This window comes from Oceanithermus desulfurans (assembly GCF_014201675.1).
Classification (GTDB): Bacteria; Deinococcota; Deinococci; order Deinococcales; family Marinithermaceae; genus Oceanithermus; species Oceanithermus desulfurans.
The window spans coordinates 175,121-195,427 of the sequence record NZ_JACHEZ010000003.1; the positions used below are offsets into that span (position 1 = coordinate 175,121).

At 68.3% G+C, this 20,307-nt stretch carries 23 protein-coding genes and 1 pseudogene; 12 read left to right on the forward strand and 12 right to left on the reverse strand.

Annotated elements, in window-relative coordinates; all coding sequences use genetic code 11:
- Window positions 1-9 precede the first annotated feature (9 nt).
- The 7 genes and pseudogenes from HNQ05_RS04985 (at window position 10) to HNQ05_RS05015 (ending at window position 5,572) form a co-directional block, all read left to right on the forward strand.
- Complete coding sequence (locus HNQ05_RS04985) at window positions 10-321, forward strand: hypothetical protein (RefSeq protein WP_147146707.1); 312 nt, start codon at window positions 10-12, stop codon at window positions 319-321.
- 283 nt (window positions 322-604) lie between these two features.
- Window positions 605-1,277: pseudogene (locus tag HNQ05_RS04990) on the forward strand (IS1595 family transposase).
- A gap of 585 nt (window positions 1,278-1,862) precedes the next feature.
- The gene (locus HNQ05_RS04995) at window positions 1,863-2,318 is read left to right on the forward strand and encodes a GNAT family N-acetyltransferase (protein WP_147146705.1); all 456 of its coding nucleotides are present in this window, start codon (window positions 1,863-1,865) and stop codon (window positions 2,316-2,318) included.
- A 2-nt stretch (window positions 2,319-2,320) separates the two neighbouring features.
- A complete protein-coding gene (locus HNQ05_RS05000; RefSeq protein WP_147146703.1) occupies window positions 2,321-3,085 on the forward strand; it encodes a hypothetical protein in 765 nt (254 codons plus the stop codon).
- Window positions 3,086-3,089: 4 nt separating this feature from the next.
- A complete protein-coding gene (locus tag HNQ05_RS05005; protein ID WP_147146700.1) occupies window positions 3,090-4,058 on the forward strand; it encodes a 2-hydroxyacid dehydrogenase in 969 nt (322 codons plus the stop codon).
- Between the two features lie 91 nt (window positions 4,059-4,149).
- On the forward strand, window positions 4,150-4,728 hold the full coding sequence (locus HNQ05_RS05010; RefSeq protein ID WP_147146698.1) for a helix-hairpin-helix domain-containing protein: 579 nt from the start codon (window positions 4,150-4,152) through the stop codon (window positions 4,726-4,728).
- Window positions 4,729-4,732: 4 nt separating this feature from the next.
- A complete protein-coding gene (locus tag HNQ05_RS05015) occupies window positions 4,733-5,572 on the forward strand; it encodes a hypothetical protein (protein ID WP_147146696.1) in 840 nt (279 codons plus the stop codon).
- A gap of 3 nt (window positions 5,573-5,575) precedes the next feature.
- Here HNQ05_RS05015 and HNQ05_RS05020 read toward each other — a convergent pair whose 3' ends face one another.
- Complete coding sequence (locus HNQ05_RS05020) at window positions 5,576-6,193, reverse strand: helix-turn-helix transcriptional regulator (RefSeq protein ID WP_147146694.1); 618 nt, start codon at window positions 6,191-6,193, stop codon at window positions 5,576-5,578.
- Window positions 6,194-6,230: 37 nt separating this feature from the next.
- Window positions 6,231-6,686 (reverse strand): YbhB/YbcL family Raf kinase inhibitor-like protein, encoded by a 456-nt coding sequence (locus HNQ05_RS05025; protein WP_147146692.1) that lies wholly within the window; start codon window positions 6,684-6,686, stop codon window positions 6,231-6,233.
- Window positions 6,687-6,935: 249 nt separating this feature from the next.
- Here HNQ05_RS05025 and HNQ05_RS05030 point away from each other — a divergent pair, with 249 nt between their 5' ends.
- Complete coding sequence (locus HNQ05_RS05030) at window positions 6,936-8,327, forward strand: multiheme c-type cytochrome (RefSeq protein ID WP_246104102.1); 1,392 nt, start codon at window positions 6,936-6,938, stop codon at window positions 8,325-8,327.
- Between the two features lie 67 nt (window positions 8,328-8,394).
- The gene (locus HNQ05_RS05035) at window positions 8,395-8,970 is read left to right on the forward strand and encodes a thioredoxin family protein (protein WP_147146688.1); all 576 of its coding nucleotides are present in this window, start codon (window positions 8,395-8,397) and stop codon (window positions 8,968-8,970) included.
- 9 nt (window positions 8,971-8,979) lie between these two features.
- On the opposite strand, the gene rnhA (HNQ05_RS05040) is transcribed toward HNQ05_RS05035, so the two are convergent.
- The 8 genes from rnhA (HNQ05_RS05040) to HNQ05_RS05075 form a co-directional block, all read right to left on the reverse strand.
- Window positions 8,980-9,414, reverse strand: a complete 435-nt coding sequence (gene rnhA, locus HNQ05_RS05040) for a ribonuclease HI (RefSeq protein ID WP_147146686.1) — start codon at window positions 9,412-9,414, stop codon at window positions 8,980-8,982.
- Window positions 9,415-9,451: 37 nt separating this feature from the next.
- Window positions 9,452-9,715: a hypothetical protein gene (locus tag HNQ05_RS05045; RefSeq protein ID WP_147146683.1), complete on the reverse strand. Its 264-nt coding sequence runs from the start codon at window positions 9,713-9,715 to the stop codon at window positions 9,452-9,454.
- A 537-nt stretch (window positions 9,716-10,252) separates the two neighbouring features.
- Window positions 10,253-10,828: a winged helix-turn-helix domain-containing protein gene (locus HNQ05_RS05050; protein ID WP_183677632.1), complete on the reverse strand. Its 576-nt coding sequence runs from the start codon at window positions 10,826-10,828 to the stop codon at window positions 10,253-10,255.
- Window positions 10,829-10,845: 17 nt separating this feature from the next.
- Entirely contained in the window at window positions 10,846-11,556 is a 711-nt protein-coding gene (locus tag HNQ05_RS05055) for a hypothetical protein (protein ID WP_147146679.1), read from the reverse strand.
- Window positions 11,553-12,428: an ABC transporter ATP-binding protein gene (locus tag HNQ05_RS05060; protein WP_246104108.1), complete on the reverse strand. Its 876-nt coding sequence runs from the start codon at window positions 12,426-12,428 to the stop codon at window positions 11,553-11,555. The genes HNQ05_RS05055 and HNQ05_RS05060 overlap by 4 nt, the downstream gene beginning before the upstream one ends.
- Window positions 12,429-12,779: 351 nt before the next feature.
- Window positions 12,780-13,223 (reverse strand): ribonuclease HI, encoded by a 444-nt coding sequence (rnhA, locus tag HNQ05_RS05065; RefSeq protein WP_147146676.1) that lies wholly within the window; start codon window positions 13,221-13,223, stop codon window positions 12,780-12,782.
- Entirely contained in the window at window positions 13,223-14,737 is a 1,515-nt protein-coding gene (gene guaA / locus HNQ05_RS05070; protein ID WP_147146674.1) for a glutamine-hydrolyzing GMP synthase, read from the reverse strand. The genes rnhA (HNQ05_RS05065) and guaA overlap by 1 nt, the downstream gene beginning before the upstream one ends.
- 18 nt (window positions 14,738-14,755) lie before the next feature.
- Window positions 14,756-16,039 carry a peptidase associated/transthyretin-like domain-containing protein gene (locus tag HNQ05_RS05075; RefSeq protein WP_147146672.1) on the reverse strand — a complete coding sequence of 428 codons (1,284 nt, stop codon included), beginning with the start codon at window positions 16,037-16,039 and terminating at the stop codon, window positions 14,756-14,758.
- A 168-nt stretch (window positions 16,040-16,207) separates the two neighbouring features.
- Between HNQ05_RS05075 and HNQ05_RS05080 the strand changes: the two genes are divergently transcribed.
- Genes HNQ05_RS05080 through HNQ05_RS05090 form a run of 3 tightly spaced genes read left to right on the forward strand, consistent with a single transcriptional unit; the run spans window position 16,208 to window position 17,368 of the window.
- Window positions 16,208-16,576 carry a hypothetical protein gene (locus tag HNQ05_RS05080; RefSeq protein ID WP_013457475.1) on the forward strand — a complete coding sequence of 123 codons (369 nt, stop codon included), beginning with the start codon at window positions 16,208-16,210 and terminating at the stop codon, window positions 16,574-16,576.
- An 8-nt stretch (window positions 16,577-16,584) separates the two neighbouring features.
- A complete protein-coding gene (locus HNQ05_RS05085; protein WP_147146670.1) occupies window positions 16,585-17,202 on the forward strand; it encodes a uracil-DNA glycosylase in 618 nt (205 codons plus the stop codon).
- 1 nt (window position 17,203) lies between these two features.
- Entirely contained in the window at window positions 17,204-17,368 is a 165-nt protein-coding gene (locus HNQ05_RS05090; RefSeq protein WP_183677636.1) for a hypothetical protein, read from the forward strand.
- Here HNQ05_RS05090 and purH read toward each other — a convergent pair.
- The gene (purH, locus tag HNQ05_RS05095) at window positions 17,365-18,879 is read right to left on the reverse strand and encodes a bifunctional phosphoribosylaminoimidazolecarboxamide formyltransferase/IMP cyclohydrolase (RefSeq protein ID WP_147146669.1); all 1,515 of its coding nucleotides are present in this window, start codon (window positions 18,877-18,879) and stop codon (window positions 17,365-17,367) included. The two genes, HNQ05_RS05090 and purH, sit on opposite strands and share 4 nt — an antisense overlap.
- Window positions 18,880-18,918: 39 nt before the next feature.
- Window positions 18,919-20,268 carry an apolipoprotein N-acyltransferase gene (gene lnt, locus HNQ05_RS05100; RefSeq protein ID WP_147146666.1) on the reverse strand — a complete coding sequence of 450 codons (1,350 nt, stop codon included), beginning with the start codon at window positions 20,266-20,268 and terminating at the stop codon, window positions 18,919-18,921.
- Window positions 20,269-20,307: the final 39 nt, after the last annotated feature.

A 20,307-nucleotide genomic window follows, 5' to 3' on the forward strand; every position in this document is an offset into this window, starting at 1 on the left:
ACTATCCCCATGGAGGCCAAACGAGCGGCGCGGCTGCTCGCGGCGCACCTCGAACAGCCCCTGGAGGTCTGGCCGGAGTTCAACCCGCGGCGCGTACCCTTTGCCGTCTACGACGAGCGCATAGAGGGGCTTAGGGCCGCTACCTGCTACGCCCGGCTCGCCTTTCAAACTCCCGCCTACCAACTGCGCATTACCTGCCATGGACTTCGTACTGCGCATCGCCGCCTTCCGTCATTCCGGACGAGCGGGCCGACGGCCCGCGAGAGCCGGAATCTTAAAACGCGCGGAGGGGGAGCCGGCGGTTCGAAGCATGCGCGGTGACGATGGCGCGTCGATGGACTTTCTCAGCAACGGAAAACTTCGGCTAGCGGTTGCCGCGCTCCACTGGCCCGGGCAACGAAGGCTGGGAGGAGGCAGCAGCAGCAGCAGCAAGATCCCCGATCTCGGCACTCCGCGCCTCGTCGGGGATGACGGGGGGGTAAGGGACCAGGCTGCAGGTGGCGAAGCAAACGAAGGGGACGCCTAAGCACCGGGCCTGCACGGTTTTGCATTAAGAATAAGGGGCTGGCATAGCTGACACCCAAAGGAGGTTAAGCTATTGCCGGTGTACACAAGAAAGAGTCGCCTCAGCAAGGCCAAGCGTTTGCGTTTGCTCGAACACTTCGTTGCGGGCACTACCGCACGGGCAGCGGCTGAGCTTGTAGACGTGAACCGCAACACGGTAAACCGCTTTTACTTTGCCCTGCGCACGATCATTGCCGAGGAGATGGAGAAGGCCGCCCCGCTACACGGGGAGGTGGAAGTGGACGAGAGCTATTTCGGCGGCAGGCGCAAGGGTAAACGAGGTAGAGGAGCCGCTGGTAAGGTGCCGGTGTTCGGCTTGCTAAAGCGCGGTGGGCGGGTCTACACGCTCCCTATACCGAACGCGAAGGCAAAGACGCTCATGCCCATCATTGAGTCCCGAGTGGTACCTGATAGCATTGTTTACACCGATAGCTTCGCGGGCTACAACATACTGGACGTTTCCAGCTTTCACCACCGTCGCATAGACCACGGCAAGGCCTTTGCCGAGGGGGAAGAGAATAAACGCCATATCAACGGCATCGAAAACTTTTTGGAATCAAGCAAAACGGCATCTACGCAGATACAACGGCATCCCGCGCAAGCGCTTCTACCACTTCCTCAAAGAATGCGAATGGCGCTTCAACGGAGGAAACCACAAAGAGCTTTACCGCCAGCTGTTAGGGTGGGCCAGGAGGGAGGGGTTGCTTAAGTAGGCCAGCCCCAAGAATAAAGCTGTCAGGCTTACGTCCGCTACCCGATACGCCTGCCCGCCTTTCAAACTCCCGCCTGCCTACTCCGCTCACCACCTTTCACGCACTACGTACTACGCACCGCCCCTCCCCGTCATTCCGGACGAGCGGGCCGACGGCCCGCGAGAGCCGGAATCTTGATAGGCATGGCTTAATGGAGCTGTCGCGCAAAGGCAGGCGGCGGCAACGGTACATCGGTTCTCTCGTTACCCGCGGCAACAAGATCCCCGATCACGGTGCTTCGCACCTCGTCGGGGATGACGAACAAGGGGAACGGACAAACCCGTAAGACGCCGGATCTCCGCGGCTACGCCGCTCAACCCGGGGTGAGGAGGCGGGAAGAAGAACCCCACGGTAACTGCGGGATCCCGGACCGCGCCGTCGCCCACCCGTGCGGGCGGCGAAAAACCAGCTGCGGCACCGGCGCGCCCCGGCCCCAGGGGCGCTTCCTTTGGCGCGGCGACGAGCGGGCAAGCGCCGCCGGCGCGTCGGCGCGGGCCCCTGCGCCCGCCATCACGGGTCCCGCGCGCCCTGTTCTAGAATGGAGCCGTGCTCCGGATCCGCCCCGCCACCCCGGAAGACGCCGCGCTTTTGGCGCGGTTCCGGGTGCTGCTCTTCCGGGAGATGGGGCGGCTCGAGGGAGACGAGGCCGAGTTCGCCCACGCCTCGGAAAACTACTTCGCCTGGGCGCTCTCCACCGAGCGCGAGGTCGCCTGGATCGCCGAGGAGATGGGCGAGGCGGTGGCGGTGCTGGCGATGACGCTCGAGCCCATGCCACCCAAACCCGGCCGCCCGCGGCTCGTCGAAGCCTTCATGCACAACGTCTACGTCCTTCCCGACCGCCGCATGCGCGGCCTGGCGGGCCGCCTGACCCGCACGGCGCTGGACTACGCGAAGGCCGAGGGCATCCGCCGGGTGCGGCTCTTCACCTCCGACGACGCCCGCTGGATGTACGAACGCCTGGGCTTCCAACCCCACGGCCGCTACCTGGAAATCAAGCTCTGAACGTGTTGAAGCGCCTGCCCCACCCCCACGTGCCCGCCGAGCACTCCCCCGGCGGGCGACGCCGCGCAGTGGAGCTGCAGCGCTTCCTGGCGCGGCTCCACGACGCGCTCGAACCGGTGCGTCCGGTGCCGCCGGTCACCCTCTTCGTTCTCGACGAGCACGACTGGCGGCGCTTCACCCGCCTTCCCTACGGCTACCCCTTCCAGCGCAGCAAGCCCGGCGAGGGCTACGGCGTCTTCGCGCCGCTGCGCTACCCGGAGCGGCTGCTCGAGCGCCTGACCCACGTCTTCGCCGAGGCCGCCCGGCGCGGCGGCCGCCTGCCCGGACCGCTGGCGGTCTTTTTGGATCTGATGATCGCCCACGAATACGCCCACGCGGTGGCCGTGGCCTGGGGGTTGAGGGCGCGGGTGCGCTGGGTGGACGAGTTTCTGGCCAACTACCTCTACATGCTGGCCCTCCACCGCACGGACCGCGAACTCTACGCCCAGGCGCGCGCCTGGGCCGAGCTGGCGAGCCGGCTCGAGCCCCAGCGCCGCAGCCTGGGGGGCTTCGAGCGCTACCCCCGCCGCCCTCTGGGGGAACAGCTTTGGTTCCAGGGCGTCTTCACGCTCGAGGCGGCGCGCATGATCGAAGAAAACGGAGACCGTTTCGTAAGGCGCCTGCTCGAGGCCGCCCCGCTCACGCGCCGCGACCTGCACCGGAAGCTGCTCGCTGCCGAGCCGGGCCTCAAGGCGTTCTTTCGCGTCTTCGGGGAAAAGGTAACCTGAGGGCATGGAGCGCGTCTTCGTCACCCGCAACCTCCCGGGCCCCGCCCTTGGCGAGCTGCGCCGGGCCGGCTACCAGGTGGACGTCTGGCCCGAGTTCACCGCCCCACCGCGCGAAGCGTTGCTCGAGCGGGTTCGCGGGGCCGCCGGCCTGATCACGATGCTCGAGGACCGCGCCGACGCCGAGCTGATGGACGCCGCCGGCCCCCAACTGAAGGTGATCGCCCAGTACTCCGTGGGGCTTGACAACGTCGACCTGGAGGCCGCCCGGAAGCGGGGCATCGTGGTGACCCACACCCCGGGGGTGCTCACCGACGCCACCGCCGACCTGGCCTTCGCGCTGCTGGCCGCCGCCGCCCGCCGGGTGGTGGAGGGCCACGACTACGTCCGGCGGGGCGAGTGGAAGACCTGGCACCCCGAGCTGCTGCTGGGGCCCGAATTGCACTGCGCCACCGTGGGCGTCGTCGGCTTCGGCCGCATCGGCCAGGCCTTCGCCCGTCGCGCGCGCGGCTTCGAGATGAAGGTGCTCTACGCCAGCCGCCACCCCAAACCCGAAGCCGAAGCCGCGCTGGACGCCGAGCGCGTGGAGCTCGACGAGTTGCTCGCGCGCGCCGACTTCGTCAGCCTGCACACCCCGCTCACCCCCGAGACGCACCGCCTCATGAACGCCGAGCGGCTGGCGCGCATGAAGGAGGGCGCGGTCCTGGTCAACACCGCCCGCGGCAAGGTGGTGGATACCGGAGCGCTGCTGGACGCGCTCGAGCACGGACCCCTCTTCGCCGCCGGGCTCGACGTGACCGACCCCGAGCCGCTTCCGGCGGACCACCCGCTGCTGCGTCATCCCCGGGTGGTCGTCACCCCTCACATCGGCTCGGCCGGGATGCGCACCCGGCGGCGCATGGCCGAGATGGTGACCCACGACCTCCGGGCGGTGCTCGAAGGCCGCGCCCCGAAGCACGCCGCTGTGCTCCCCTAAGCTGCTTCGCACTCGCTGGAACCGCTTAGGGTAAGATGTCTACAGGTGCAGGTTCAAAAACCGGTACGCACCTGGGGAACGGGAGCGCGGCATGGTCCTTTGGTACGTCCTTATTGGATTTTTCATCGGATGGGTGGTCGAGTGGTTGATCGACGTGGTCTACTGGCGGCCGCGGCTGCGGGCGGCACGGGCCGAGCTCGAAACCTGCCGGCAGCAGCTGGCCGACGAGCAAGAACGCGCCATGCTGTTCCAGGCCAAGATCGAAGCCCTGGAGGAGGAAGGCAAGGGGCTGCGCGCGCGGGTGCAACGGCTCGAGGGTGAGCGCGACCGCTACCGCCATGAACGAGACGCCGCGCTGGCGGAGCTGCGCAGCTACGCCGCGGCGGCCGTCGAGCCCGAGGCCTCCCCCGCGGCCGGCGACGACCTGAAGCGGATCGAGGGCATCGGTCCCAAGATCGAGCGGCTGCTGCAGCAGGCCGGGGTGCGAACCTTCGAGAAGCTGGCGGCAACGCCGGCCGCACGCCTGAAGGAGCTGCTTGCGGCCGGCGGGTCCCGGTTCCGGCTGGCGGACCCCGGCAGCTGGCCGCAGCAGGCGCGGCTTGCCGCGGAGGGCCGCTGGGACGAGCTCGAGGCCTACCAGAAGATGCTCAAAGGCGGGCGGAGGCGCTGACGCCGTGCCGGGCCACCGTCACCCCGTCGGTCTGGACGTCTTCAAGGCGCTGGTCGCGCTGCTGCTGCTTGCCCTGCTGATCGGCGGCCGCCCCCAGGCCGCGGCGCCCACCGTGAACGCCGCGGTGGATCCTAGCGGGACCGTGACCCTCAGCGGCACGGCCCCGCCGGGGCGGCCGGTGCACGTCACGGTTACCGCCGCCGGGGGCGCGGTGATGGAGCCGGAAGCCCGGTCCGACGACGCCGGGCGCTGGCTGACCGCGCTCACGCTGGCGCCCGGCCCTTACACGGTGCGCGCGGCCATCGGCCCCGTGGCGTCCGCGCCGCTGCGCTTCGTCGTGCCCGAACCGGCGCGGCTCGCGCCGCTGTCGATCGACCCCCCGCCCTCCCCGGCCGCCGGTTCCCTCACCCTCAGCGGCCGCGCCGAGGCGGGCCGTGAGCTCCGGGTCTTCCTCGACGGCCGGCCCCTTGAACTGCGGCCTCCCCTGGTCAGCGGAGACGACGGGCGCTGGAGCCTGACGCTCGAACTTGGCGCCGGCGGGCACACGGTCTATCTGGCCTACGTGGAAGCGCCGCAGCGGGTCAGCGACCCGCTGCTGCTGGAGGTCCGCGAGGCCGCGCCCGCCACGCCCTTCCGGCCCGCGGTGAGCGGGGGGCACGCCTACGTGGTGCAGGAGGGCGACTGGCTGAGCAAACTGGCCGAAACCTTCCTGGGCGACCCGGAGCGCTACCCCGAGATCCGCGCGGCCACCAACGCCAAGGCGGCCGTCGACGACGCCTTCACCCCCATAGCGAACGACGGTCTGATCCGCCCCGGGGAGCGAATCTGGATCCCCGCGCCCTGAGCGTCAGCCTTCCGCGCCGCCGTCGGGCTCGATGCGGTAACGGCAGCAGGTGTCGCCTGCGGTCATGGAGCACTCGCGCACCAGCGACACCCCCAGCAGCTCGCTGAAGAAGTCCATCTCCACCTGGCAAAGCGCCTGGTAGTCCCGGGCCAGCGCCAGCTTGGGGCAGCGGCGCTGCTCGAGCACCAATCCCGAGGCCTCCCGGCGGCTTTCGGCCTGATAGCCGCGCTCGGTCAGCCACTCGGCCAGGCGGCGGGCGCGCTCCTCGAGCGTCAGGCCCTGAAAGCCCTGGCGCCAGGTTTCCAGCTCCTTCTTGTAACGGGCGCGCAGCACCCGAACACCCGCGCCGGGGCCGTAGAGCTCCTCGATCTGCTCGAGCATCTCGCGGCACATCCGGGCGTAGGCGGTGGGCTCGTCGATCGCCTCGAACAGCCGCAGCGGCCGGCCCCGCCCCTGGACGGGCCGGGTACTCACGCGCACCAGCCCGTCGCGCTTGAGGTCTTCGAGGTGGCGGTAGATGGCCACCTTCGACAGCCCCAGCTCGCCGGCCAGCTCGGCGGCGGAGGCCTTGCGAAGGCGCAGATGTTCGAGGATGCGCTGCTTTGTGGAACCGAGCCTCACGTACCCTACCTCCCCTTGCAGCATGGCACGTCCGCGCTCAGCGGCGGTAGGTGCCCATCCATTCCGCCTCCGCCAGCACGGCGCCGTCCATCGCCCGGACCACCTCCGCGGCGGTGGCCCCCGGAGGAAGATCGAGCGACGGGCGGTCCAGCGCGTAGAGCCGGAAGAAGTACCGGTGCGCCGGACCCGGCGGCGGGCAGGGCCCTCCGTAGCCGAGGGCGCCGTAGTCGTTGGTGCCCTCGGTCAGCTCCGGGCTGCCGCTCGCGCCTTCGGGCAGGCCCTCGAGCGCGGGCGGAAGGTCGTAGACCAGCCAGTGGACGAAGGTGCCCGAAGGGGCGTCGGGGTCCGACATCACCAGCGCAAAGCTGGCGGTGCCCGCCGGAGCGCCGGACCAGCTCAGGGGCGGGCTGAGGTTCTGCGCCCCTTCGCCGCAGTAGGCGAAGCGGGCGGGCAGGGGTTCGCCGTATCCGAACGCAGGGCTGACCAGTTTCATGGTGGCCTCCTTCCCGAACCAGAGGGATACCGCAGCCGCAACCAGTACGGCACCGAGAAGCAACGCGAACCCGAAGACGCGTCGGTTGAGCACCTTGACCTCATTGTACCCCCGACAGGACATTCTTCCTAGTGATTCCTTGGGAGAATGTGGTAAGCGATCCGTTGCTGGAACCAACTTGGTGCATGCTTCGCGCGATGACGTCGGCCACAGCCACGAGCTGCGAAAGGAGGAAGTATGCCACGCTGGATGAAGCTAGGGTTATGGATGGGGCTGTTGCTGGGCCTGGGCGGCCTGGCCATGGCCAAGCAGTCGGACTCGGCCTGCGTGCAGTGCCACACCGACGTGACGCCGGGCGTGGTGCACCAGTTCCACGAGGGGCGGATGGGCACGAACGCCTACCTGCCGCTGGACTGCAGCACCTGCCACGGCAGCGCCCACACCACCGCCGAGGACTTCGCCAAGGCCACCTTCCCCACGCCCGACACCTGCATGGGCTGCCACGCCGACAAAGTGGAGCAGTTCAGGGCCGGCAAGCACGAGCTGGCGTGGTACGCCATGAAGACGCAGAGCGCCCTCCACGCGCAGCCCAGCGCCATCGTGGGCGAGGGGTACCGCGGCTGCTCCGGCTGCCACAAGATCGGGCGCAAGGGCTACATCGGGGCCGAGGCCGGCAACACCGGCCCGCTGAAATGGGACGGCGGCGAGGAGGCCTCGCAGTACCGCTACGGCAACGCCCAGTGCGACGCCTGCCACACCCGGCACAGCTTCAAGAAGACCGAGGCCCAGGACCCGCGGGCCTGCTCGAACTGCCACATGGGCTTCGACCATCCCCAGTGGGAGATGTACATGTCGTCGAAGCACGGCATCACCTGGGACATCGACGGCAACCGCGGCTGGGACCAGGGCGGCCGGGCACCCACCTGCCAGACCTGCCACATGCCGGGCGGCAACCACAACGTCGAGACCGCCTGGGGGTTCCTGGCGCTGCGCCTCCCCACCAAGGAGAACGTGGAAAAGCTGGCCGCGAGCGTGAACGACACCGGCCTTAAGGCCAACCTGCAGAAGCTGGCCAAGCTGCTGCCCAGCGGCCACTACGTCGACCTCGACGACGACGTGCAGTGGACGCTCGACCGGGCGCTGATCCTCCAGGTCAACGAGATCCTGGACCCGAACTTCCAGCCCACCGAGCGCTTCTTCGAGATCGTGGCCCAGGCGCGCGCGGCCCGCGGACCCGAGGAGTTCAACCGCCTGCGCCTGCAGATGAAGGCCACCTGCCAGCAATGCCACAGCAAGGAGTACGTGGACGACTTCTTCCTCAACGCCGACAAGATCGTCAAGCTGGCCGACCACGAGTTCGCCAAGGCCATCCAGGCCGTGCAGGGGCTCTACCGCGACGGCATCCTCAAGAAACCGGAGGGCTGGAAGTGGGCCCCCTCGGTGGCGCAGTACTACGAGAACCGGACGCCCATCGAGCTGGACCTCTACCTGATCTACATGGAGTACCGCCAGCGCACCTTCCAGGGCGCCTTCCACATCAGCAACGACTACATGCACTGGTACGGCTGGGCGCCGCTCAAGGAGCACGTCAACCGCATCCTGGCCGAAGCCGAGCGCATGCGCGCCGAACAGAAGAAGTAGCCGCCGCTGCTCCCGGCCCCCCGCAGGCGCGGGGGGCTTTGTTTACAATGCGGCCAGGAGGACGAAGATGGCCGTAATGGAATCGCAGATGGTCCCGCTGGGCAGCCCGGCGCCCGGGTTCGACCTGCCCGACGTGGTGAGCGGCCGCAACGTGAGCCTGCACGACTTCACCGGCCGGCCGCTCCTGGTGGTCTTTATGAGCAACCACTGCCCCTACGCCCGCCACATCGAGCGCAAGCTGGCCGAGGTGGCGAACGCCTACGCCGGGCGCGGCGTGGCCACGGTCTGGATCTCGAGCAACGACGTGGAGAACTACCCGGCCGACGCCCCCGAAAAGCTGGCCGAGCAGGCGCGGCGCGTGGGCGCGCGCTTCCCCTACCTGTACGACGCCAGCCAGGAGGTCGCCAAAGCCTACAAGGCCGTGTGCACCCCCGACCTCTTCCTCTACGACGCCGAGCACAAACTCTTCTACCGCGGCCGCTTCGACGCCACCCGGCCCGAGAAGGGCACGCCCGGCGGCGAGGACCTGATCCTGGCCCTCGACGCGCTGCTGGCCGGTCAGGACCCGCCCGAACCGCAGCACCCCAGCATGGGCTGCAACATCAAGTGGAAGCCGGGAAACGAGCCCGACTACTTCGGCTAAACCGGCCGGCTAACCCAGCGGCAGCGTGCGCCGCTGCCGCTGGGCTTCCTTGTCGACCAGCTCGTTTTCGCGGTGGCCGGCGTGGCCGCGGGTCCAGTGCCAGTACACCTCGTGGCGCCGGGTCTCTTCAAGCAAGGCTCGCCATAGGTCCTGGTTCTTCACCGGCTGCCGGCTCGCCGTCTTCCAGCCGTTCTTCTGCCACTTCTCCAGCCAGCCGTCGGTGAAGGCCTTCTTGAGGTACTGCGAGTCGGTGTAGAGGTGCACCACGCAGGGCTTCTTGAGCGCCCGGAGGGCCATCACCGCGGCGGTCAGCTCCATGCGGTTGTTGGTGGTGTTCGGCTCGGCGCCGCTGATGAGCTTTTCGCGGCCGTTGCAGCGCAACAGCGCCGCCCAGCCGCCGCGCCGCTTGTCGTCGGCGGAGCCGTCGGTGTAGACCCCAGCCATACAAACACGGTGTATCCATGTCAAAAATGAGGGTAGATTATGCCACCATTCCATGAATAGATGGGTTGCCCAAGGGCGAAAGGAGGGGATCATGAGCCGAGAAGCGACGGATATTCGGAAGCTGAGTCAGAGTGTTGAAGGCCAAGGTGTAAACCCCAGGGGTGTCCGTGACCTCCTGAGCTTGCCGGTTGATAATCCACTTGAGCTTGACCGCGTGACCCAGGCTTTGGGTCTTCCGGCTTTCCTCGTCAACCTGCACCTGGCAACGAAGGTCAAGGTCTTCGGTAAAGACGCCCTTCATATTCCAGTGCAGATCTCCCCTTCGGAGCGGGGCCGTCCCTCCTTTACTACAAAAGGAGCAGCCAACCCTGGCTGGATACTTCATCTTCTCCGAGGGCTTGGAGGTATGGCAGCGTACAGTTACCCAGAAAACCGGGGATGGCAAGGCCAAGACGGGCGACCTCTACGAGGTCAAGCTTCTCAAAATGGATGGCACGCTTGCGGCGCACTTGACCACGCGGTTGCGTGTCATCGATCCGACAAAGGGGTATGGAGAACTCGTCCCCGACCAGGTGCTGGCGGGAAGCTTGCAACCAGAAAGAGAGGTATGGATAGCCTGGAGTTTCATCTACATAAGGGACTTATACGATGAAAGCTTGGCTCTTTGTTCTGCCTTGGGTCTTAGTAGGCCTCGCCTTCATCACCACGGCCGCCAACCTTCTACGCGAGGTCAACGTGCGTGAGGCGTTGGTATTGCCCCTGCTCCTGCTAGGTCTGGCTGCCTTGAGCTGGGCCATGAAGCTTGCGCTCGGTGTATAGCCTAAGACGCCTCTTAGCACTAATCCGAGGGCACGACGATGACCGCGAATAGGTATTCACCCACTCTCTTCTCTCTGCCCTGAATGGCGTCTTGCTTTGGCTGGCGAAGCTCTGCCTCCAGCTCTTTGAGCAGATCCAAGGCGCGAGAAGAAAACGCCGCTTCCCCAAGCAGCGCCGTGACCGGGGACGGCATCCTCGCATCGGCCGCTCCCAAAACTAGGAAGTCTTCATCCGGCCGCTCCGCCATCAAGCTGTACCGCACCGCGCGCTCCAGCAAGCCTTTGACGAAGTCTTCTGCGTAGCGGCTAACCGCCTCGCCGGGGGCGGCGAAAGGCATCAGTGTGAAGGGGATCTTTACCCGCGCTGCCCGGCGTTCGTAATAAATGCGCCGGCCCCGGCGGCGAACCTCTTGCAATAACCCGACTCCTGCCAGCTTACGCACGTGGTAGCCGACCCGGTTTCGGGGGAGTTCCAGTCTCCGGGCCGCATCGGCCGCGGTCTTGGGTTCGTCGAATGCAGCAAGGATCTGGAGGGTCAAGGGGCTCGCCAAGGCGCGCGCCTCTTCCTGGCTTTGTACGACGCAGGTTTCCTCCATATGGTCCTGCCTATATTCTAGCGAACACCCAACAAACCGCGATGCACCGCTACGCGCAGTGCGAGCAGCAAGGAGATTGCACCTGCGAGTACCCATAGCGTGGCCGCAAACCAGATCCCCGGTTCATTCAAGGCCGATCCCCGAACCAACGCCACCAACTGGAGGTAGGGAAAAACCGAAACCGACTTTCCAGCAGCGATAGGGATGACCGCACCGCCCAACACGGCCAAGGAGAGCAGGTTCACGAGGGCCCCGGTACGTTTGAAAAGCAGGGTGGCACTTGCCAAGAAGAGACCCGGACCCAGGCCAATCCACCATGCCAAAGGCGCCCAGCGCCAAAAGGCAAGGAGCTCCTCGAATTCAAGCCGAAGGGGCAGTGCGAGCAACAAGAACACCAAGCTCAATTGGCCCATCATCCAAATCCCCCGCGCCAGCGCTTCCCCCGAAAGGAGACCAATGAGGGGCCACCTGGCTAAAAGGATTTCCTCTTGGGAAGCCGATGGATCCTCTAAAGCCCTGGCCGGAGCCTGCAAGGACAGCATGACCATAAACCCCAGCAAGAGGGCGGCCAAGGACCGATCTTGCCCCAGCGCCTTACCCGTCACCGCGAGAAGACCCAAGAATAGGGCCGACGACAGCAAATTGAAGGCAAAGGCCACCGGGTGGCGTAACTCCTGAATAGCTTGCAGCTTTAGGAGCGTCAAAAACCACCTGGCCGCACGTTTCATTGTTCTTCCGAGACACCCCTTTCCAAAGGAGATTCCCGCTCAATATCCAAAAGCCCGGCCTGCCTGGCGGCTACCAGCTCGAGTACGGAAGCTAAAGAACCTGCCTCCATAGGACCCAAGAGTCCACCCATTTCATCCTTCTCCCAGCCCTGCGGCAGGCTTCCGTTCAAACGCTCGGGATGGGCCAGAACCAGGCGCAATCGGAGGTTCTGCCCCATGGTCTCGGCAATGGCTTCAAGTGAACCCTCAGCAAGTACCCGACCTGCTCGCAAAACGGTAAAAGTATCCGCTATTCTTTCCAAGAAATTTAATGACTGCGAGGTGATGAGCAAGGCCCGTCCTGCCCGGCGCTCCTCTTCCAGAATCTGCATCAGGACTCGTTGTCCTACGACGTCCAATCCCAGGGTTGGTTCATCGAGGAGCAAGAGTTCCGGGCGAGGCAAGAAGGCGATCACGAGCCTGAGCCGCTGTCGCATGCCCCGGGAGTAGCGGTTGACCACATGATGTTCAGGCAATCCAAACCGCTCAAGCAGGTGAAACCCCCAATTCCGGTATTCCCGTGGAGAAAGTCCCAGGCGGGCGGCGTGGTATTCGATGTTCTCCCAACCGGTCCAACGGGGTTCCAGCCGCCTCCTGCCGTCAAGCACCATCCCAACTCGGCCAGCAAAACGACTAGTGGACAAAAGGGGGTTCTGCCCAAACAAGATCACCCGACCCGACCACGGAGCAAGCATGCCCAGGGCCAAGCGCAAAAGCGTGGTCTTTCCCACGCCGTTCGCCCCTACCAGAGCACGCACTTTTCCGGGGACAACTCGAAGGGAGACCTCCCTCAGCACCGGGGCTCCCCGCCTATAACCGGCGCTCACCCGCATCAGCTCAAGCACATGGCCAGCAAAGCCTCAGGCGATGGCAAACGGAACCAGGTCACTTGTCATCCCCACTCGATCGTCCACAAGAACTTCTGGAAAGGTGTAAGCCGCACCCAATCTCGGCGATGCGCTGCAAGATCTCTCAGGAGATCCCTTTCGGAAAGTCATGGGAACCCTGTCCCCAAGTGCCTTTTGCGTGGGCGTGCCGACGCGGGCGTAGACGTAGCCTTCGCCGGTACGAAAACGCTCTGCCCCTCCTCCAAGGTCGTAAACCCGCAGGCCCCTGGGACGTAGACGGTGATTCCCTGGAAGCCCAGCCCAGACCGCGGGCGTCGCGTATTCCATGGGCCGATTCTAAGGGTCTTTGAGTGCGTTCCGGCGGCGGTTCGCCTCGCGGTCCACGAGTTCGTTCTCACGGTGCCCGGCGTGACCGCGGGTCCAATGCCAGTGCACCTCGTGGCGCCGGGTCTCCTCGAGCAGAACGCGCCAGAGGTCCTGGTTCTTCACCGGCTGCCGGCTCGCCGTCTTCCAGCCGTTCCTTTGCCACTTCTCGAGCCAGCCGTCGGTGAAGGCCTTCTTGAGGTACTGCGAGTCGGTGTAGAGGTGCACCACACAGGGCTTCTTGAGCGCCCGGAGCGCCATCACCGCGGCGGTCAGCTCCATGCGGTTGTTGGTGGTGTTCGGCTCGGCGCCGCTGATGAGCTTTTCGCGGCCGCCACTGCGCAACAGCGCCGCCCAGCCGCCGCGCCGCTTGTCGTCGGCGGAGCCGTCGGTGAAGACTTCGACGGTGCAGTCCATCACTCCCACTCGATCGTCCCCGGGGGCTTGCTGGTGAGATCGTAGACGACGCGGCCAATCTCGGGGATGCGCTGCGGGATCTTGCGCGCCACCTCGTCGAGGAAGTCGTGGGGTAGGCGCGCCCAGTCGGCGGTCATGCCGTCCACGCTGGTCACCGCGCGCAGCGCCAGCACGTAGCCGTAGCGGCGCTCGTCGCCGGTCACGCCCACGCTCTTCACCGGGGTGAGCACCGCCAGCGCCTGCCAAACCTCGTCGTAGAGGCCGTGGTCCTTGAGGGCGCTGATGAACAGGTCGTCGGCGCGGCGCAGCAGGTCGAGCTTTTCCTCGTCCACCGGCCCCAGAATACGAATGGCCAGGCCCGGCCCCGGGAAGGGGTGGCGCAGACGGACGGCGTCGGGCAGGCCCAGCAGCAGGCCCAGCTCGCGCACCTCGTCCTTGAAGAGGTAGCGGAAGGGTTCGAGCAGCTCGAAACCCAGCTCGGCCGGCAGGCCACCAACGTTGTGGTGGCTCTTGATGTTGGCCGCCCCGGTGCCGCCGGCGCTCTCGATGACGTCGGGGTAGAGGGTGCCCTGGGCCAGGAACCGGAACGGGCCCAGGCGGGCCGCCTGCTCCTTGAAGACCTCGATGAACTCGCGGCCGATGATCTTGCGCTTGGCCTCGGGGTCGCTCACGCCGGCGAGTGCGGCCAGGAAGCGTTCGCGGGCGTCCACGGTGACCAGGTTGACCCCCGCGGACGAAAGGGCGCGCTCCACCTCTTCACGCTCGCCCAGGCGCAGGAGGCCGTGGTCGACGAAGACGGCGGCGTGGTCCACCCCGGCGCGGGCGAGCAGCAGCGCCAGGGTGCTCGAGTCCACCCCGCCGCTGACCGCGAGCAGCACCCGCTCGCCAGCCGCCCGGGAGCGCACCTCCTCCAGCGCGGCGTCGAGGGCGTGGTCGGGCGTCCAGTCGCGCCGCACGCCGGCGACGCGTAGGAAGTTCTCGAGGATCGTCATCCCCTTGGGGGTGTGGGCCACCTCGGGGTGGAACTGCACGCCGAAGAAGCGGCCGGTGCCGTCCTGGATGGCCGCGACCGGGTTCTCCTCGGTGGCCGCGACCGCGCGCCAACCCGGGGGCAGCTCGGTGACGGCGTCGGCGTGGCTCATCCACACCTGCACCTCACCCGACATCCCCTCGAAGAGCGGGCCCTCGAAGCGGGTCAGCCAGGCCTTGCCGTACTCGGCGCGGCCGCCGCGCTCGACCCGGCCGCCGAAGCGCTGGGCCAGGTACTGCATGCCGTAGCAGATGCCCAGCACCGGCACGCCCAGCTCGAAGACGCCCTCGTCGGGACGCATCGCCGCGGGGTCGAAGACCGAGCTGGGTCCGCCCGAGAGCACGACCGCCCCGGGCGCGTGCGCCCGCACCTGCTCGAGCAGCGCGGGGCCGGGCAGCACCACCGAGTAGGCGTGCAGCTCGCGGATGCGGCGCGCGATCAGGTGGGTGTACTGGGAACCGAAGTCGAGGATGACGACACTCATGGCCCCAGTCTACCCAGCTCAGGGGCCCAGGCGGACCGTCACGGACCCCGTGCTGGGTGGAACGTTGAGCAGCTTTTCCTGGGGCAGATAGCCCTCGGCGCGGATCTGGATGCGGTAAACCCCGGGCACGTCGAAGTAGACCTTTCCGGGGATGATGGCCAGCACCCGGCCCCGCACCAGCTGCGAGGCCTCGGGGGCGTCGAGCAGCACCAGTTCGGCGCGGCCCTCGGGCGGCTCGACGCGGAACTCGACCGCGTAGCCCTCGGCCGCGCCCGGCGCCGGCGTGCGGCCCTTCCACCAGACGACCGCCAGCGCCAGCAGCACGACGAGCACCAGCGCACCCCCGCGCAGCAGCCAGCGCCGGTCGCTCCCGCTGGCGGCGCCCCGCGGCTCGATGACCTCGAAGGCGGGCTCGCTGACCTCGTCGATGCGCACGACCCGGCTGGGGTCGGTGGGCCTGGGCTCCACGTGGACCGGCCCTTCGGCCTCGGCTTCCGCGGACGCAGCGGCTTCGGGCTCGGGCGGCGGGGCGCGGTCGGGCTCGGGCGGGAACAGCGGCGCCTTCTGCGGAGGGGGCTCCGGAACCTCGGGCTCGGGCGGCGGGGCGGGCTCGGACAGCGGGGCCTCTTCCGCGGGCGCGGGCGGGTTCTCGGGGCGGCCGAGGACGCGCACCGTGCCCGTCGCCGGCGGTTCGGGAGGAGGGACGGCGGCCGGTCCGTCGGCGTCTTCGGCAAGGGCCTCGAGCTCGGAGAGGGACCGCGGGTCGGCCAGGTACTCGGCGGCCTCGCGCAGGTCCACGGCCCCTTCGGCCAGCCGTTCCATGACGCGGTGGAAGGGCCAGCCCGGCCAGGTGTCGCCCGCCGCCTCGCGCAACGCCTCGACCAGGGCCGCCTCGTCGGCGGCGCGCGCCGGGACCGGCAGGCCCACCCCCTCGATCCAGACCTCGTCCCCCTTGACCCAGAGCCGTTCGGTGTCGAGACGGCCGTGCTCGAGCCCCAGCGCCTTCATCTCCAGCAGCGCCCCCAGCAGACGCCGGGTCCAGGCCGTGAGTTCGTGGGGGCTGACCTCGCCGCGCAGCTGCGCCAGCGGCACCGCGCCGAACGGCAGCTCGGCGATCCAGGCGTCGTCCTCCCGCCCCTGCCAGTTGAGGGTGCCCTGGATGCGAAAGCTCGGGGCCGCCCCTTCGAGCGGCCGGTAAACGAGCACCGGGGTGCCCGTCACGGTGTCCTGCCCCTCCCAAATTTCGATGGCGCCTTCGCGAGCGCGGATGCGGTTCAGCAAATACGGACCAATGTGGTTCACGTTTCGATTATACGGAGGGGGCGGTTAGGAACCTGTAAAGGTTTATTTCATTTCGTTGACACTGCATTTTTCCACAGCCTATAATCGAGTAGATGAAACAGGCTTCGCCCCAAGACCTCCTCCGCCCGATACCGATGGGCGGATTTTTGGTATGCGAAAGGAGCCGGGATGCAGTATAAGGTCACGCTATCCACCGAGGAAATCGTCCGTGGATTGAAGCACTACCGCCGCATCGCCAAGCAGGACGTACTGCGCGCCCCCGAGACCCCGAACCCCGAAGTTTTCCGCACGCATGCCGAAGCCCGCCGCGAGGTGTACACCCAGCTGGCCGAGCTGGCCGAGAGCAAGGGCCCCGACGCGGTGGTCGAGTACGCGCTCGAGCTCTACCAGTCCCTGCCCTTCGTCACCGGCACCGCCGAGGACGCCTACCCCGAGATCAAGGGCAAGGAGAACGCCCTCGAGAACTTCTTCCTGATGATCGGCCTCGACCCCAAGGTCCGCCGCGAGGCCCGCAAGCAGCGCCGGCCGATGGAGTAACGCCCGCGATGAGCCTGGAAGAGCTCGCCGCTCAGGCCGCCCACTGCACCGCCTGCCGGCTGCACGAAGGGCGCACCCACGTGGTCTTCGGAGAGGGCGACCCCGACGCCAAGCTGATGATCGTGGGCGAGGGCCCGGGCGCCGACGAGGACGCCCAGGGCCGGCCCTTCGTGGGCCGCGCCGGCCAGCTGCTCGACCGCATCCTCGAAGCGGCCGGCATCCCCCGCTCGAGCGTCTACATCACCAACATCGTCAAGTGCCGTCCGCCGGGCAACCGCAACCCCCTGCCCGACGAGTCCAAGATCTGCAGCTCGCTGTGGCTGCTCAAGCAGATCGAGCTGATCCGGCCGCAGATCATCGTGCCGCTCGGCTCGGTGGCCACCCAGTTCTTCCTGGGCGAGAAGCTGCCCATCACCAAGGTGCGGGGGCAGTGGTTCGAGTGGAACGGCATCCAGGTCTTCCCGATGTTCCACCCCGCCTACCTGCTGCGCAACCCCTCGCGCGCCCCCGGAAGCCCCAAGGCGCTGACCTGGAAGGACATCCAGACGGTCAAGCAGACGCTCGACCGGCTCGGCCCCAAGCCCCAACGCGAGATCAAGGCCTCCGCCCAGGACCCCCTCTTCTGAGATGAGCGCGCCGGCACGCCTGGGCCTCCTCGTGGTCGCCAACGCGCTGGTGGCCTGGGCCCTCTACGACAACTGGGTCAGCCGCGCCTACCACTGGCTGCCCAACACCCTCGCGGCCCTGGCCGTGGCCGCGGTGGCCGTCGTCTACTGGGGCCGCCGCCGCTAGTGGCGGAAGACCCGCTGCCCGGTGAAGACCATGGCCATGCCGGCCGCGTCGGCGGCGGCGATCGAGTCGGCGTCGCGCTTGGAACCGCCCGGCTGGATGACCGCGCGCACGCCGTATTCGGCGGCGAGACGCACCACGTCGTCGAAGGGGAAGAAGGCGTCGGAGGCCATCACCGCGCCGCGGGCGGCCTCGCCGGCCTGCTCGAGCGCGTGCCGGGCGGCGTCGATGCGGCTGGTCTGCCCCATGCCCAGACCCACGGTCGCCCCGCCCCGCGCCAGCGCGATGGCGTTGGAGCGCAGCGCCCGCACCACCTTCCAGGCAAAGCGCAGGTCGGCCCACTCGTCCTCGGTGGGAGCGCTCTGGGTGACCACCCGCAGGGCGGAGGCCTCGAGCGGCGCCACGTCGGCGTCCTGCACCAGCAGGCCGCCGCGCAGCCGCCTGAAGTCCAGGTATTCGCCGCGCGCGGGCTCGGGCACCCGCAGAAGCCGCAGGTTCTTCTTGTGCGCGAGCGCCTCGCGCGCCGCGCCGGAAAACCCCGGCGCCAGCACCACTTCGAGGAAGATCGGCGCCAGCTTCGCGGCGGTCTCCGCGTCCACGGGGCGGTTGAGAGCGACGATGCCCCCGAAGATGCTCACCGGGTCAGCGTCGTGGGCCTTCTGGAAGGCTTCGGCCAGCGTCGGCGCCACGGCCGCGCCGCAGGGGTTCTGGTGCTTGACGGCCACCGCCGCCGGCTCCGTGAAGGCGCTCACCAGGTTCCAGGCGGCCTCGGCGTCGCCGTAGTTGTTGAAACTCATCGCCTTGCCCTGGAGCTGCTCGGCCTCGAGCAGCGGCCCCGTCTCGCCCCGCACCCGGTAGAGCGCCGCCGCCTGGTGCGGGTTCTCGCCGTAGCGCAGGTCCCCCGCCTTGTCGAGGACGAGCAGCCTGCGCTCCGGAAAGCGCCCCTCCAACCGATCGGCGAACCACCCGGCGATCGCGGCGTCGTAGGCGGCGGTGTGGGCGAAGGCACGCGCGGCCAGCCGCTCGCGCAGCTGCGCGGCGACCCGGTCGTCGCCTGTGGCGAGGGCCGCGAGCACCGCGGGGTAATCCTCGGGCCGCACCACGGCCCAGACCCGGGGATGGTTCTTGGCCGCCGCCCGCAGCAGCGTGGGGCCGCCGATGTCGATCTGCTCCAGCGCCTCCGCCGCCTCTGCCCCCGCGGCCACGGTGCGCTCGAAGGGGTAGAGGTTGACGGCGACCAGGTCGAAGGGCGCGATGCCGAGTTCTTCGAGCTCGTCCAGCTGGTCGGCGCGCGCCAGCACCCCGGCGTGCACGCGGGGGTGCAGCGTCTTCACCCGACCGCCCAGCACCTCGGGGAAGCCCGTCACCCGCTCGACCGGCGTGACCGCGAGCCCGGCGTCGGCGAGGACGCGGGCCGTCCCCCCGGTGGAGACCAGCTCGAACCCCAGCGCCGCGAGCCCGCGGGCGAACTCCAGCAGACCCGTCTTGTCCGATACCGATAGCAAGGCGCGCATGGGGGCATTCTACCGCCGGACGGGGCCCGGCCTGACGGTTCAGAAGGGGCCGCGCCGCGGCGCCCGCCCGAGGAGGGCAAGTCCCAGGGCGAGCAGCAAGACCGGCGCCTCACCGAAGCGCACGTAGGGGGTGCGGCCGTCCAGCCGCGCATAGGCGGCAGCGAGCACCCCCGGCCGGCCGCGCTCGAGCCGGGCGGTCACGCGGCCGTAGGGGTCGACCACCGCGGTGATGCCGTCGTTGCCCGCGCGCAGGAGCCAGCGGCCCGTCTCCACCGCTCGCAGGCGGCCCATGGCGAAGTGCTGCGCCGCGCCGAAGCTGGGGCCGAACCAGGCGTCGTTGCTGACGTTCACCAGCACCCGCGCCCCCTCGCGCGCCAGCCTGCGGGCGATGCCGGGAAAGACCGACTCGTAACAGACGTAGGCGCCGTAAGGCCCCAGGGGTTCGATGCGCGTCCCGGCGACGGTGTCCGCGAGCGGTCCCAGGCCGAAGGCGTCGAAGAAGTAGCCGTAGACCCAGCCCAGAAGCGGCCGCCAGGGAAAGAACTCGCCGAAGGGCACCAGGCGGTGCTTGTCGTAGACCGCGCGCACCCCGCCGTCCTGCCACCAGACGACGCGGTTGCGGTAGCCCTCCTGGTAGGCGGCGACGCCCGCGACGAGCGCGCGGGGGCCCAGCCAGGACTCGAGGCCGTCCGGCAGCCGCGGCACCGCGGTCTCGGGCCAGACCACCACCCCCACCCCCGGGTTCGCCGCCAAACCGCTGCGGGTCAGCTCCAGGTAGCGCCGCTCGGAGTCCACCCCCCGCACCTTGGCCAGCGGGTCGATCGCGCCCTGCACCAGCAGCGCCCGTTCCCCACCCGCGGCCTGCGGCAGCGGCCACAACCACAACAACGCCCAGGGCACGAGCGCCAGGTAGCGCCCCCGCGCCAGCGCGTAGGCCGTGAGCAACACCGCCAGCGTCAGCAGGTGCACGCCCCCCAAAGCCGCCAGCATGCGGCCGGGGGCGTCGGTAAGGGCGTAGCCGAGGTCGCCCCAGGGGAAGGCCAGCACACCCAGGTTGGCGCGCAGGTAGTCGAGGAGCAGCCACCCCCCCAGTAGCGCGAGACCGCGCCGCCCCAGAAGGTAGACGACCAGGGCCCAGAACCCCGCCTCGGCCGCGATCATGGGTACGAAGGGCAGGGCCCCGAGCCCGCCGAACATCGCGGTGAAGCTCTGGGGCAGCCAGATCAGGTGCACGCCCCAGAACCCGAGGCCCGCCAGAAAGGCCGCCCGCGTCCGGCGGGGGCCGCTCCAGATCCGCAGCAGCAGGGCGAGCGGCAGCGGCGCCAGCCAGCCCCAGGTGAAGGGAGGCAGCGTAAGCGCCAGCGCCGCGCCCAACAAGAAGGCCACCATGGACCCAAACTACCGCCCCCGGGTGAGAATTGCCCGACG